General features: G+C 74.0%; 9 protein-coding genes. 6 read left to right on the top strand and 3 right to left on the bottom strand.

Translation table 11 applies throughout. From position 1 onward, the window contains the following. Positions 1–88: 88 nt before the first annotated feature. Complete coding sequence (locus tag ACZ56L_RS08910) at positions 89–1,411, top strand: sensor histidine kinase (RefSeq protein ID WP_468687577.1); 1,323 nt, start codon at positions 89–91, stop codon at positions 1,409–1,411. A gap of 140 nt (positions 1,412–1,551) precedes the next feature. On the opposite strand, the gene ACZ56L_RS08915 is transcribed toward ACZ56L_RS08910, so the two are convergent. Next, the gene (locus ACZ56L_RS08915; protein ID WP_345222168.1) at positions 1,552–2,079 is read right to left on the bottom strand and encodes an SUKH-3 domain-containing protein; all 528 of its coding nucleotides are present in this window, start codon (positions 2,077–2,079) and stop codon (positions 1,552–1,554) included. A gap of 10 nt (positions 2,080–2,089) precedes the next feature. Continuing rightward, a complete protein-coding gene (locus ACZ56L_RS08920) occupies positions 2,090–2,692 on the bottom strand; it encodes a YwqJ-related putative deaminase (RefSeq protein WP_471062834.1) in 603 nt (200 codons plus the stop codon). 478 nt (positions 2,693–3,170) lie between these two features. Here ACZ56L_RS08920 and ACZ56L_RS08925 point away from each other — a divergent pair, with 478 nt between their 5' ends. The 3 genes from ACZ56L_RS08925 (at position 3,171) to ACZ56L_RS08935 (ending at position 7,907) form a co-directional block, all read left to right on the top strand. Then, complete coding sequence (locus ACZ56L_RS08925; RefSeq protein ID WP_345222172.1) at positions 3,171–4,154, top strand: HNH endonuclease; 984 nt, start codon at positions 3,171–3,173, stop codon at positions 4,152–4,154. A 36-nt stretch (positions 4,155–4,190) separates the two neighbouring features. After that, positions 4,191–6,827, top strand: coding sequence for an SUKH-4 family immunity protein (locus ACZ56L_RS08930; RefSeq protein WP_471062698.1), 2,637 nt, complete (start codon positions 4,191–4,193; stop codon positions 6,825–6,827). Between the two features lie 192 nt (positions 6,828–7,019). Next, the gene (locus ACZ56L_RS08935; RefSeq protein ID WP_471062700.1) at positions 7,020–7,907 is read left to right on the top strand and encodes a cellulose-binding protein; all 888 of its coding nucleotides are present in this window, start codon (positions 7,020–7,022) and stop codon (positions 7,905–7,907) included. Between the two features lie 387 nt (positions 7,908–8,294). On the opposite strand, the gene ACZ56L_RS08940 is transcribed toward ACZ56L_RS08935, so the two are convergent. Next, positions 8,295–10,031: an MDR family MFS transporter gene (locus ACZ56L_RS08940; protein WP_471062702.1), complete on the bottom strand. Its 1,737-nt coding sequence runs from the start codon at positions 10,029–10,031 to the stop codon at positions 8,295–8,297. Between the two features lie 242 nt (positions 10,032–10,273). On the opposite strand from ACZ56L_RS08940, the gene ACZ56L_RS08945 reads away from it, so the two are divergent. Beyond that, positions 10,274–11,062 carry an ABC transporter ATP-binding protein gene (locus tag ACZ56L_RS08945; protein ID WP_345222179.1) on the top strand — a complete coding sequence of 263 codons (789 nt, stop codon included), beginning with the start codon at positions 10,274–10,276 and terminating at the stop codon, positions 11,060–11,062. Further along, the gene (locus ACZ56L_RS08950) at positions 11,059–13,635 is read left to right on the top strand and encodes an ABC transporter permease (RefSeq protein WP_345222182.1); all 2,577 of its coding nucleotides are present in this window, start codon (positions 11,059–11,061) and stop codon (positions 13,633–13,635) included. The genes ACZ56L_RS08945 and ACZ56L_RS08950 overlap by 4 nt, the downstream gene beginning before the upstream one ends. Positions 13,636–13,696: the final 61 nt, after the last annotated feature.

A 13,696-nucleotide genomic window follows, 5' to 3' on the forward strand; every position in this document is an offset into this window, starting at 1 on the left:
TTCCGGTGGCCGTGTGATCTTTTCTGTGCCTGACCGGGCTGGAGAAGTCGCAGGAAACGGGGCGGGGGTCGCCCGTAGGCTGGTTCGCATGACCGTTACGGGGGAGAGCCGGGGCGACGTGGACCTGACCAGTCCGCGGTTCTGGTGGTGGGAGCGGCGGCGCGGTGTCGTGCTCGATGCCGGGCTGGCCGTGGTGTCGGCGGGCGAGTGCGTGGTCGAGGGGCTCTCGTTCGCGAACGAGACCGGGGTGCCGACGGTGCTCGGCGTGCTGCTGGGCCTGGTGGTCGGGTCGTCGCTGCTGGTGCGGCGGCGGTGGCCGATCGCGGTGGTGCTGGTGTCGATCGCGGTGTCGCCGGCCGAGATGGGTTTCCTGCTGAGCATCATCGGGCTGTACACGCTCGCCGCGTCCGAGGTGCCGCGGCGGATCACCGCGCTGCTGGCGTCGATGTCGTTCGTGGGGACGCTGGTGGCGTCGTGGGTGCGGCTGCGGACGCTGGCGGGTGACGATGCCGCCGAGTTCGACCCGGGGGTCGGGTACACGGCGGTCATCTCGTTCGTGCTGGCGCTGGGGATGGCGGCGCCGCCCATGCTGCTGGGGCTGTACATAGGGGCCAGGCGGCGGCTCATGGAGAGTCTGCGGGAGCGGGCGGACTCGCTGGAGCGGGAGCTGTCGCTGCTCGCGGACCGGGCCGAGGAGCGGGCGGAGTGGGCGCGTACGGAGGAGCGGACGCGGATCGCGCGCGAGATGCACGACGTGGTGGCGCACCGGGTGAGCCTGATGGTGGTGCACGCGGCGGCGTTGCAGGCGGTGGCGTTGAAGGACCCGCAGAAGGCGGTGAAGAACGCCGCCCTGGTCGGGGACATGGGCCGGCAGGCGCTGACCGAGTTGCGGGAGATGCTCGGGGTGCTGCGGTCGGGCGAGGGGGTGCGCGGTGCGGCGGCCGGGCCGGGCGCCGCCGAGGGGCCGGTGCCGTTGGCGGCGGTCGGGGCCGCGGCGGCGGCTGCCGCGGCGGCGGCCGAGGGCGGGCCGTGCCTGGCGGACGTGGAGGCGCTGGTCGAGCAGTCACGGGCGGCCGGGATGGTGGTGGAGCTGTCCGTGGACGGGGAGCCGGCCGAGTGCGGGGCCCTGGTCGAGCAGACGGCGTACCGGGTGGTGCAGGAGGCGCTGACGAACGTCCACAAGCACGCGGCCGGGGCGAAGGTCCGGGTGCGGCTGGCGTATCGCGAGGGCGAGGTGGCGATGCAGGTGGAGAACGGGGTGTCGGACGCGGGGGCGGTCGAGGTCGGCCTGCCGAGCGGCGGGAACGGCCTGGTGGGGATGCGGGAGCGGGTGAACGCGCTGGGGGGTGTGTTCGTCGCGGGGGGTACGGAGGCGGGCGGCTTCCGGGTGTCGGCGGTGCTGCCGTTGTAGGGAGTGGTGCGGTGGTGGGGTGTCGCGGTTGTAGGGGGTGCCGCCGCTGTGGGGGGTACGGGGTGGCTCGGCCCCGGCGGGGCGGGCGTCCGGGACCGGGGCGGGCGGGGGCCCCGGCCCGCCCGTGCCGCCCCGGGGTGTCAGGTGGTCAGCCGGGGCGGCTGGGTGCCGGTTATCAGGGTGGCGAGGGCCGCGTCGAGGGTGTGGCCCAGGTACCAGTCGCCCGTGTGGTCGAGGCTGTAGACCCGGCCCTCCGCGTCGATGGCCAGGGTCGCCTGGGGGACGCCGGCGGGGGTGGCCTCCTGGCCCAGGGGGCAGATCCCGGTGTCCAGGGCGCGGCCGAGGTCCGCGAAGGTGCGGGCCAGGTGGAGCCCGTGGAGGGGGTCCAGGTGGACCGCGCTGGGGGCGATCTGGCGGCCCGCCCCCGGCGGGTTGATGTGCAGGCCGCCGAATTCCGCCCAGGCTTCGACCGCCGCCGGGAAGACGGTGTGGTGGTGGCCGGCGGGGGAGACGTGGGCGCGCAGGGTGTCGGCCCAGTGCTCGGCCTGCTTTATGTCCCAGCGGCCCGGCTGCCAGCCCGCGTCGCGCAGTGCCGCGTCGACGGCGACCGGGAAGCGGGTGGTGCTGGTGTTGAGGTGTGCGGGCCCGTTGGGGGCGGTGGGGGGCATGGGGTGCGGATCAGCCCTTCTCGGCGGTGGGGTCCACCGGACGTACGCCGAAGTGGGCGAGGAGCGGTGCGCAGGAGCGGCAGGGCGGTGCGTAGCTGCCGTGCAGCGGGTCGCCGTCCTCGCGGATGCGGCGCGCGGTGAGCTTGGAGTGCTTGAGCGAGCGGCGTGCCTCGTTCGCGGTGAGCGGTTTGCGGGCGGCGCGCTTGGAGCGGCTGGACTCGGCGGCGGTGATGTGCCGGGAGAGCAGGATCGCCTCGGGGCAGCGGCCGGTGGCGCGGGTGCGCTGGTTGCTGGTGAGGGTGTCCAGGAAGTCCTGGACGAGGGGGTGCAGGGCGGGCGGCTGGTCGCCCTTGCCCGCGGTGCAGGTGAGCGTGTTCGCGCCGCGCACCGACAGGGCGGCGGCCACGGTGGGCAGTATGCCGTCGCGGCGGTGCCGGAGGGTGGGCGGCGCGGGCGGGGCGCCGGTGCTGCTCCAACTGAGCCGGGGGTCGCCGGAGGGGCGGTCCGCCGGGGACGCCGCTGATGCCGACGGCGCTGACGGCGTTGCCGGTGCCGACGGCGTGGGTGGTGCCGGTGCCGGTGGCGTCGCGTCGCGCTTGCCCGTGAGGTGGATCGTGGGATGCGTGGTGGCGCTTCCTGGTGTGCTCGCGGCTCCTGACGTCTCTGTTGTCCCCGTTGCCCGCATCGTGAGCGGGTTTCCTGTTTGTGCAGTGTGCATGGTGGTGCGTTCCCTCCCTGCAATCCCCCGAGTTGCGGGGACAGCCTGCCAAATGTGCCCTGTCGTGGGGAAGCTGGGGCACCGGTTCGGCCTAGTGCCCCGATCCGGGCCCTTGTGCGCGCCTCCCTGAGAGACCCCGGTGCGAGTGATGGCGCACGCCTTTTCCGCGGGGCGCGGACGGGGTGGGGACGGCTTGCGGGCGGGGCGTGCGGGGCCCCGGGACGCCTGCGCGTGACGGCCCGTGGAGGGGCGGTCCACCGCCGGTCACGGCCCTTTCGTACGAGCGTCACACCCGCCCCACGGGGGCGGTCCCCCTGTTGCCCCACCGCATAGGCTGTGGTGAATCCGCCGGACGCAGCAGGGGGCAACAGCCATGACGACAGGTCGGCTCGGGCACGAGGCCGCGCCACCGAACGCGGCCTACGCCGGGCAGCTCGTGAACTTCCCGGACCCGGTCCGGGCCGCCCGCCACCCCCAGGGGGTGCGGGTGGACGACGAGGGTTTCCCGGACTTCTCGCCCTACGCCCGCGCCGCCGCCGAGATCGCCGAGCCCCCCGAGGGCTTCGGCGTGGACGAGCTGCGGCTGACCGACTACGTGTCGGCCAACGCCGCCCTGCACGCCGACGGCCACGAGCTGTGGGAGACCCTCGACCCGGTCGCCACCCCGCACGGCTGGACCTGGCACCACGTACCGCACACCCGGCGCATGCACCTGGTCCCGGTCGAGGTGAAGGCGCTGCTGCGGCACCACGGCGGACTCGCGACGACGGCGGTCGACCAGGACAAGCGCGGCACCCGCCCGCTCGCGGAGACGCGACCCGTGCACTTCGGGCTGCCGAAGGGAACGGTCGCGGTGTCGGAGTCCCAGGTGCTGGGCGTGGAGGAGGACCTGGGCTACCGGCTGCCCGGCGCCTACCGTTCGTTCCTGAAGGCGGCGGGCGGCTGCGCGCCCGTCGGGGCGGCGCTGGACGCGGAGTTGGGCCTGCTGGTCGACCAGCCGTTCTTCACGGTGCGCGACGAGGCAGGCGTCAACGACCTGGTGTACGTCAACAAGTGTCTGCGCGATCACCTGACCAAGGACTACCTCGGCGTCACCTTCGTGCAGGGCGGGATCCTCGCCGTGAAGGTGCGCGGCGAGAACACCGGCTCGGTGTGGTTCTGCGCGTACGACGACGCGCGGGACCAGGACGGCTGGTCGGTCCAGGAGCGGGTGGAGCGGCTGCTGCTGCCCTGCGGCGACGACTTCGACGAATTCCTCCAGCGGCTGGCGGGCAGCCCGCCGGAGTTGCAGACGGTGGCCGACCTGATGGTGGACGGCGGTTTCGCCCGCGTGGTCCCCGTCGCCGACGAGGTGTGACGTGACGAGTACGAGTACGACGGGGGTGACGGTCCGATGGTGACGTTCGCGCAGGCGCAGGAGCGCGCAGACGAGTGGGTCAACGGGGACGTGCCCGCGTACCAGCACCGTGAGGTGCGGGTGCGGGAGTTCGACCTCGGGTTCGTGGTGTGGGCGGAGGACCGGGAGAACGGTCCGGTCTCCGACGGCGGCCGGCAGCGCCTGGTCATCGCCCGCGACAGCGGTGAGGCCACGCTGTGGCCGGAGATGCCGGTGGGCGAGGTGATCAGGCGGTACGAGGAGGCATACGGCAGCCCGGCGGGCGAACCGGACGAGCCTGTTCCGGCACCGCCGCAGCGCGTCGACCTGCAACAGACGTCCTTCCTGCTGACGCCGCCGGAGTGGTTGCAGGAGGCGGCGGACCGGGCGGGCGTACCGGACCGGAGGCCGTCGGGGTCGTCCGGTTCGGGATCGGCCGGTTCCGGGGAGGCATCCCGGACGTCCGGTTCCGCGGCGGCTTCGGCCTCCGCTTCTTCCTCCGTTTCCGGTACGGGGAGCGGTTCCGCTTCGAGTACGGGTGCGGGGTCGCCCGCCGGGGCCGGTTCGGGCCCCGGCGCTTCCGGTACTCCCGCTCCTCCCGCATCTCCCGCTTCTCCCGCCGGGGCGACCCCGTGGGCCGGGACGGACACCAACTCCTCGGACGCGGGCGGGGTTCCGCTGCCCGCCACCGTGTTCGCGCCCCCGCTGGTCGGGGCGGACGACGACGACACCCCGCCGCCCGGCGTCGGGCCCGAGGCCAAGACCTCGCTGATCCAGGGCGGCAGCCGGCTCCCCAGCACCGCCGTGGCACCGGTGGTGCCCGACCCGTCGGCCCCCCAGCCGCTGCCGGGAGCGGGTTCCGCTCCGGGGCCCGCAGCAGGTTCCGCTACGCCGCCGCCGGGCGCTTCGTCGGCTCCTGGAGCCCCGGGGACCTCTGGGGCTCCTGCGGCCCCCGGTGCCCCCGGCCGTCCCGGTCTTCCCGCCGGGGCCGAGGACATCGCCGACGCCGCGACCAGCAAGGCCACCCTGCCGCCCGGCGCCCGGCGCGGCGGCGCCTCGACGACCCCGCCGCCGCCCGGCGCGCCCGGCACCCCGGGCGCCCGTCCCGGTGCGATGCCTCCGCCCTCGGCACCGGGGGCTCCCGGCGCTCCGGCGGGCGGTTACGTGCCGACGGCCCTGGTTCCGCATCTGGGCTCCGGCGGCGGACCGGGCTCCCCGCAGCAGCCCGGCCGGCCGGGTCCGGTCGGTCCGCCCGGCCCGCCCGGTCCTCCCGGGTCGACGCCGCCGCCCGGCGGGGGAGTGCACCACGCGGCGACGATGCTCGCCGGTCCGCCGTCCGCCGGTGGCGGGATGCGGCCTCCGGGCCCGCCCGGCGCTCCGGGCGCGCCGCAGCCGCCCGGGCCGCCCGGCCCGCCCGGTCCTCCCGGGTCGACGCCGCCGCCCGGCGGGGGAGTGCACCACGCCGCGACGATGCTGGCCAGTCCGCCGCCCGGCGGTCCCGGGGCTCCGCAGCCGCCCGGTCCGCCCGGCCCGCCCGGTGCGATGCCGCCCCCGCACGGCTCGTTGCAGCCGCCGCCCGCGAACATGCCGCCGCCGAACATGCCGCCCCCGCACGCCGTGCACCAGCCGCCGCCCGCCTACGGCTACCCGCAGCAGCCCCCGCCCGGACTGCCCACGGTCGGCCCCGGCTACCAGGCGGTGCTGCGCTACCGCGCCCAGGACGGCTCCGAGCAGCAGCTCATCCGCCGCAGCGCGCCCGGCACCCCGCACCCCGAGTGGCAGATGCTGCACGAGCTGCGCGCGATGCAGGTCCCGCCGCAGCAGGTGCTCGAACTGCACACGGAGCTGGCGTCCTGCGAGCTGCCGGGCGGCTACTGCGCGCGGATGATCCGCGAGACCTGGCCGCAGGTGCGGATCACGAGCGTCGCTCCGTACGGTACGGACCACACCTCGCGCCAGCAGGGCATGCGGCACCTGCTCACCCACCAGGGCGAGCTGCACCAGGTCGCCGACGGTCCGGCGCGGCCGGCCCCGGTGCGGGCGCCGCTGCCGCACCCGAGCCAGTTGCCGCAGATCCCGCCGGTGGGTCCGGACGGGGTGGCGCACGAGCTGGTCTCGGCGTTCGGTCCGCAGGCGGTCTTCCGCTTCGACCAGAACGCGGTGTCGCGCCAGGGCGTGCCGGAGGCGGTGGCGGTGACGCTGATGTGGGCCGGGCTGCCGGTCGACTTCGGGCCGTTCTTCTGGGCGCAGGCCGTGCCGGGGCAGCCGGTGCCGACGCTGGCCGAGCTGGCGCAGCAGCGGGGGGTACAGCCCGCGTCGGACGCCGGGTCGTACCTGGTCATGGGGTCGGACTTCGGGCGTGCGCTGTGCGTGCAGTACGGCTCGGCGAACATCGTGGCCGTGCCGGTCGAGGCGGGCCCCGGCGGTGCGCCGGTGCCGCCGCAGTTCGTGAACACCGGCCTGCCCGAGTTCGTACGGTCGCTTGCCCTGCTGGGACGGATGTGGCGGCTGCGGTTCGGGCTCAATCCCGAGCAGGCCGGGCGCTGGACCGTGGACTTCCAGGCACAGTTGGCGGCGCTGGACCCGGCGGCGCTGGCGTCGCCGGAGAGCTGGTGGTCGGTGCTGCTGGAACAGATGTGGGACGGATTGCTGTAGGGCGCGGCCGTCGCGGGACCGGGGCGTACGACCTGAGGAACCGGGTCGTACGCCCCGGTCGTTCTCCTCTCTCGAACGGGGGTGGCCATCAGGCAGAGTGTTCGGTTACGGACACTTGAGTCCGATACATCGGGATCTGTCGCAATGTGCTGGCCTGTTTCCTGGTCGCCGCAGAGAAAAGGGGAAAACAGGATGAACGCATCGACGTCGCCCCACGGTTTCACCACGGTGCGGGGCCGCGGCTACCGTCCGGAACAGGTGGACCGCCGTGTCGACGCGCTGTTCCGCGACCGTGACGACGCGTGGGAGCGGGCGGCGCGGCTGACCGTGCTGGCCAAGCAGATGGAGGCGGAGGCGGCCGCCCTGCGGGAGCGGGTCGCGCAGTTGCCGCCGCAGACGTACGAGTCGCTGGGCGAGCGGGCGCAGACGATCCTGGCGCTGTCGCGCGAGTCGGCGGACGAGCTGCGGACGCAGGCCGAGGACGAGGCCGCGGAGCTGAGGGCGACGGCCGTGGCGGAGGGTTCGGCGGTACGGGAAGCGGCGCGGGCGGCGGCCGAGCGGGTCCGCGCGGAGGCCGAGGAGACGGCGTCGCGGCTGCTGACGGAGGCGGCCACGGTGGCCGACGAGGTACGGACCGCCGCCCGCCGGGACGCCGAGGAGTGGGGGGCCGAGGCGCAGGCCGCCCTCAAGGAGACCCGTAAGCGGAGCGAGGGCATCCGTACCGATCAGGAGCAGGAGCACGCCGCACGCTGGGAGGCGGCCGAGCGGGCCGTCGCCGAACGCGAGGCGGAGGCCGACGAACGTTTCGCGGCGCTCACCTCGCGGGCGGAGGCGGTGCTGGCGGCGGCCCGCAAGGACCTGGCGGAGGCCGAGGAGGAGGCCCGCCACGGTCAGGAGGACGCGGAGGCGCGGGCCGCGGAACTGGTGGCGGAGGCGCGGGGGGTCGAGGCGCGGATCGAACGGGAGACGGAGCGGGTGCTGCGGGAGCACGACGAGGCCCGCGAGGAGGTGCAGGCGCACATGGCCCACGTCCGCAACAGCCTGGCGACCCTGACGGGCCGCGCGACCACGGAGGGCTGACCTCCCGCCGGCCGCACGACCGGGGTTCCCCGCTCGGTCCCCCGCGTCCCTGACGGGGCACCCCTGCTGGGCCCCCTGCCGGGACGCCCCTGCAAGGGGCGCGGGGGACTGCCGCGACACCAGCCACGATGCGCGGCTACGCGGCTGGGGTTTCCCGCTCGGCTGCCCGCCCTCCCTGCTGGGCCCCCTGCTGGGCTGCCCCTGCAAGGGGCGCGGGGAACCGCGCGACCAGCCACGATGCACCCGCACGACACCGCTCACCGCCCAGGCCCCCTCCCAGCCCCGCAGGGTTACGGGAAGGGGCGGGCAGGGGAAAATCCACCCGACACCGGGTACCTCCGCAACGAGGCCGCGGCCCGGCCGCCGGCCCTCAGCGCCCCGCACCCCCTACCCCGCACCCGCCCCGTCGACCGCCCCCGGCCGGCTCCCCTCGGCCGCCCCCGGGCCCCCCGCCCCGTCCCCCAGCACCGGAAACCTCCTCGGCGCCAGCACCAGCAACGCCACCAGCGCCAGGAACCCCGCCGCCGCCGCCCCCACGTACACGTGGTCCACCGCCGCGTCCACCGCCCTGCGCAGGTACTCCGCCGCCCCGGCCCCCAGCGTCGAGTCCGGGTCGCTCAACGCGTGGGACACCGAGTCGAGGTCCCCCGGCAGCCCGTCCCGCAGCGACGCCGGCGCGGACTCCAGCCGCCCCGCCAGCGTCGCGTTCGCCACCGCCCCGAAGACCGCCGCCCCCACGCTCTGGCCCAACTGCCGGTAGAAGAGGATCGACGCCGTCGCCGTCCCCCGTTCCGACCAGCCCACCGTCGACTGCACCCCGACGATCAACGGGAGCTGGAAGAGGCCGAGCGCCCCGCCCAGCAGCAGCATGATCAGCGCGGGCATCCACGCCGAGCCGGGGAAGGGCAGCAGCGGAAACGCCAGCAGGATCACCGTCGCCAGCGAGATCCCGACGACCGCCGTCTGACGGAAGCCGATCCTCCCGTACACGTGCTGACTCAGCGCCGCCGACAACGGCCAGCTCAGCGTCATGACGGACAGCACGAAGCCGGCCGCCGTCGGGCCCAGCCCCAGCACCGACTGGGCGTACGTCGGCAGGAAGACCATCGGGGCCACCATCAGCAGCCCGAGCATGCCCAGTGCGACGTTCACCGCCGCGATCGTCCGCCGGCGCCACACCCAGCCGGGCAGGATCGGCTCGGCGGCGCGCCGTTCCACCAGCACGACCACGACCACCAGCACGGCGCTCGCCGCCAGCAGCGCGAGGGACGGAGCGGAGAGCCACGGCCAGGCCACCCCGCCCTGCACCAGCGCCGTCAGCAGCAGCCCGCCGCAGGCGAAGACGGCGAGCGCACCGGGCCAGTCGACACGAGAACGGACGGGCGCGGCGGAGGGTTCCCGGACCCGGCCGGGCTCCCGCAGGTACTTCGCGACCAGCCATATCGCCAGCGCCCCCACCGGCAGGTTGACCAGGAAGATCCAGCGCCAGTCGGCGTACGTGGCCAGGACGCCGCCGACCGCCGGGCCCGCCACCGCCGACACCGCCCAGACGGTCGACAACTTGGCCTGGATCTTGGGGCGTTCCTTGAGGGGGTAGAGGTCGGCGGCGATGGTCTGGACGGTTCCCTGTATTGCCCCGCCGCCCAGGCCCTGCACGATGCGGAACGCGATCAGTGCCGGCATGTTCCAGGCGAGCGCGCAGAGCAGGGAGCCGAGCAGGAAGAGGGCTGTGCCGGTGATCAGGACCGGCTTGCGGCCGAAGGTGTCGGAGAGCTTGCCGTACACGGGGAGGGTGACGGTGACCGCGAGGAGATAACCGGCGAAGAGCCAGGAGAAGACGGTGAAACCGCCCAGGTCGGCGACGATCTGCGGTACGGCGGTCGAGACGATCGTGCCGTCCAGGGCGGCCAGCGCCATGCCCAGCATGAGCGCGGCGACGACCGGCCCGCGACGGCCCGCGTCCGCTCCGGGGGCGCCGGCGGGGACGTTGCCGTTGCCGCTCGGAGCGCCGTCGGGGGTGGTGGCGTCGACGCCCGGAGCGCCGTCGGGGGCGTTGCCGTCGATGTCCGAAGTGCCGTCGCGGGCAGGGGCGTTGCCCGTGCCACTTACATCTTTGTCGGCCACCGCGTTCCCTTCCCCCTGCACGTATTTTCTCGGCACAGCGTCTCACCCGCAGGTCGGGCGGGGGAGGGCGCGCAGCGGGTGGAGAACCCCGGACCCCGTGCTCCACCCCAGGGTTGAGAAGCAGGGGCCGGATTCCCCCCTTGGGTCCAGCCCGTGCTTGGTACCCAGGGGCGACGTGCCCGGACGGTCCCCTCCCTAGCTTGGTTTCAGGTGAAGTTCGGGAGCGCACAGGGGGACTCGGCATGACAACGGCGGTAGGCAAACCCCAGCAGGGGGACGCACACGGGAACGCGGCCGTCGCCGCGCGGGCACGGCAGGTCGTGAAGGCGTACGGGACGGGGGAGACCCGTGTCGTGGCGCTCGACCATGTCGACGTCGACATCGTGCGGGGGGAGTTCACGGCGATCATGGGCCCCTCGGGGTCGGGCAAGTCCACGCTGATGCACTGCCTCGCGGGACTGGACACGGTGACCTCGGGCGAGATCCACCTCGCCGACACCGAGATCACCGGACTGAAGGACAAGCGGCTGACGCGGCTGCGGCGGGACCGGGTGGGGTTCATCTTCCAGTCGTTCAACCTGCTGCCCACGCTCAACGCGCTGGAGAACATTACGCTGCCCATGGACATCGCCGGGCGCAGGCCCGACGCCGCGTGGCTGCGGCGGGTCGTGGAGACGGTGGGGCTGGGGGACCGGCTGAAGCACCGGCCCACCGAGCTCTCCGGTGGCCAGCAGCAACGCGTCGCGGTGGCGCGGGCGCTGGCGGCCCAGCCGGAGATCATCTTCGGTGACGAGCCGACCGGGAACCTGGACTCCCGGTCCGGGGCCGAGGTGCTGGACTTCCTGCGGCTGTCCGTGGACGAGCTGGGCCAGACCATCGTGATGGTGACGCACGACCCGGTGGCCGCCTCGTACGCGGACCGCGTGCTGTACCTCGCCGACGGCCGGATCGTCGACGAGATGCGCAGGCCCACCGCCGAACGCGTACTGGACCGCATGAAGGCCTTCGACGGGCGGGGGCGGACGTCATGACCGTCTGGAAGACCTCGCTGCGCAACTTCTTCGCGCACAAGGGGCGCATGGCGCTCTCCGCCGTCGCCGTCCTGCTGTCGGTCGGGTTCGTCTGCGGGACGCTCGTGTTCACCGACACCATGAACACCACCTTCGACAAGCTCTTCGCGAGCACCACCGCCGATGTCACCGTGACGCCGAAGAAGGAGAAGGGCGACCGGTCCGCGGAGAACGCCGGCCGCCCGCTCACCGTTCCGGCCGCCGCCGTCGACACGCTGAAGCGGACCGACGGGGTGAAGGACGCCGAAGGCACCGTCAGCAGCGGCTCCGTCACCGTCGTCAACGGCGACAACAAGAACGTGGGCTCCGAGAGCGGCGCCCCCACCTTCGCGGGCAACTGGTCCTCCAGCGACGCCCGTTCCCTCGACATCACCTCCGGGCACGCCCCGCGCGGCCCCACTGAGGTCATGGTCGACGCCGACACCGCCGACAAGCACGGGCTGAAGCTCGGCGACGAACTGCGGACCATCGCCGTGACCGGCGACCACACCGCGCGGATCAGCGGGATAGCCACCTTCCGTACCACCAACCCGGGGGCCACCCTCGTCTTCCTGGACACCGCGACCGCGCAGCGCCGACTGCTCGGCGGCACCGGCCGGTTCACCGGGATCAACGTCACCGCCGGCGACGGTCTCTCCGAGACCCGGCTCAAGGCCGCGGTGAGCGCCGCGCTGGGAGCGGGCACGTACACGTACCAGACCAAGACGGAAGAGGCGGCGGCGAACAAGAGCGACCTGGCCTCGTTCCTCGACGTCATGAAGTACGCGATGCTCGGCTTCGCCGGGATCGCCCTCCTCGTCGGCGTCTTCCTGATCATCAACACCTTCTCCATGCTGGTCGCCCAGCGCACCCGGGAGATCGGGCTGATGCGGGCGCTCGGTTCGAGCCGTCGGCAGGTCAACCGGTCGGTGCTGCTCGAAGCGCTGCTGCTCGGCGTCGTCGGCTCGCTGCTGGGCGTCGCCGCCGGGGTGGGGCTGGCCGTCGGACTGATGAAGTTCATGGGCGCGATCGGCATGAGGCTGGCCACCACCGACCTCACCTTCCGGTGGCCGACCCCGGTGATCGGGGTGGTGCTGGGCGTCGTCGTCACCGTCGTGGCGGCCTACCTGCCCGCGCGGCGGGCCGGAAAGGTGTCGCCGATGGCGGCCCTGCGGGAGGTCGGCGTGCCGGCGGACGGGAAGTCCGGCCGGGTACGGACCGTGCTGGGCGCGGTGCTGACTCTCGCGGGTGGCGCGGGGCTGTACGCGGCGGCGCAGGCGACGAAGTCGGGCGAGGGCGCGCTGCTGCTCGGGGTGGGCGTGGTGTGCAGCCTCATCGGGTTCGTGGTGATCGGGCCGCTGCTGGTGGGGTTCCTGGTCAAGGGACTGTCGGCGGTGGTGCTGCGGGTGTTCGGGCCGGTGGGGCGGATGGCCGAGCGCAACGCGCTGCGCAATCCCCGGCGCACCGGAGCCACCGGGTCCGCACTGATGATCGGGCTCGCGCTGGTGGCGTGCCTGTCGGTGGGGGCGTCCTCGATGGTCGCCTCGGCCACGGACGAGCTGGACCGTTCGGTGGGGGCGGACTTCACCGTACGGTCCACCAACGGGCAGCCGGTGCTGCCGCAGGCGCGCGAGGCCGTCGAGAAGGTGGCCGGGCTCGCCCACGTCACCCACTACAAGGGCGTCGACGCCCGGGTCACCGCCCCGGACGGGACCTCCGGGCGGCACGTGCTGTCGGCCACCGACCCCTCCTACCTGCGGGACCTGAAGCGGGCGACGGTCTCCGGCGAGCTGGCGAAGGCGTACGAGCCCGGGGCGATGTCGGTGGGCGAGGAGTACGCGAAACGGCACGGGGTGCGGGTCGGCGACGAGCTGGGGGTCGTCTTCCCCGGGGGCGGGAGCGTGCGGTTGAAGGTGGCGGCGGTGACGTCGGACGACGTCAATGTCGACAGGGGGGCGATGTATCTGAGCATCGCGACCGCCGCCCGGCACATACCGGCCCGGTCCATGCCGCAGGACATGATGCTCTTCGCGAAGGCGGCGGACGGGCAGGCGGACGCGGCGTACGCGGCGATGAAGAAGGCCGTGGAGCCGTACCCGCAGTACAAGGTGCTGAACTCCACGGACTACAAGAAGGACCTGAAGGCGCAGATCGATCAGCTCCTCAACATCGTGTACGGGCTGCTGGGGCTCGCGATCGTGGTGGCCGTGCTGGGGGTCGTGAACACCCTCGCCCTGTCGGTGGTCGAGCGGACCCGGGAGATCGGGCTGATGCGGGCGATCGGGCTGTCGCGGCGGCAACTGCGGCGGATGATCCGGCTGGAGTCGGTGGTGATCGCCCTGTTCGGGGCGGTGCTGGGGCTCGGGCTCGGGCTGGCGTGGGGGACGGCGGCGCAGAAGCTGCTGGCGCTGGAGGGGATCGGGATCCTGGAGATCCCCTGGAACACCATCCTGGCCGTCTTCGCGGCGTCGGCCCTGGTGGGCCTGCTGGCCGCCCTGGTCCCGGCCTTCCGCGCCGGCCGCCTCAACATCCTGAACGCCATCGCCACGGACTGACCCCGGCACCGGGGTCCCCCGGGGGGGCGGGCAAAAGGGGGCTGCCCCGCCCGCTCCCGCC

The sequence above is a fragment of the Streptomyces sp. NPDC039736 genome (assembly GCF_055596485.1).

Excerpts from the sequence above, each read along its gene's own strand:
- ACZ56L_RS08930 (WP_471062698.1), top strand. The coding sequence starts at position 4,191 with ATGGTGACGTTCGCGCAGGCGCAGGAGCGCGCAGACGAGTGGGTCAAC.
- ACZ56L_RS08935 (WP_471062700.1), top strand. The coding sequence starts at position 7,020 with ATGAACGCATCGACGTCGCCCCACGGTTTCACCACGGTGCGGGGCCGC.
- ACZ56L_RS08945 (WP_345222179.1), top strand. The coding sequence starts at position 10,274 with ATGACAACGGCGGTAGGCAAACCCCAGCAGGGGGACGCACACGGGAAC.
- ACZ56L_RS08915 (WP_345222168.1), bottom strand. The coding sequence starts at position 2,079 with ATGCCCCCCACCGCCCCCAACGGGCCCGCACACCTCAACACCAGCACC.
- ACZ56L_RS08910 (WP_468687577.1), top strand. The coding sequence starts at position 89 with ATGACCGTTACGGGGGAGAGCCGGGGCGACGTGGACCTGACCAGTCCG.
- ACZ56L_RS08950 (WP_345222182.1), top strand. The coding sequence starts at position 11,059 with ATGACCGTCTGGAAGACCTCGCTGCGCAACTTCTTCGCGCACAAGGGG.
- ACZ56L_RS08925 (WP_345222172.1), top strand. The coding sequence starts at position 3,171 with ATGACGACAGGTCGGCTCGGGCACGAGGCCGCGCCACCGAACGCGGCC.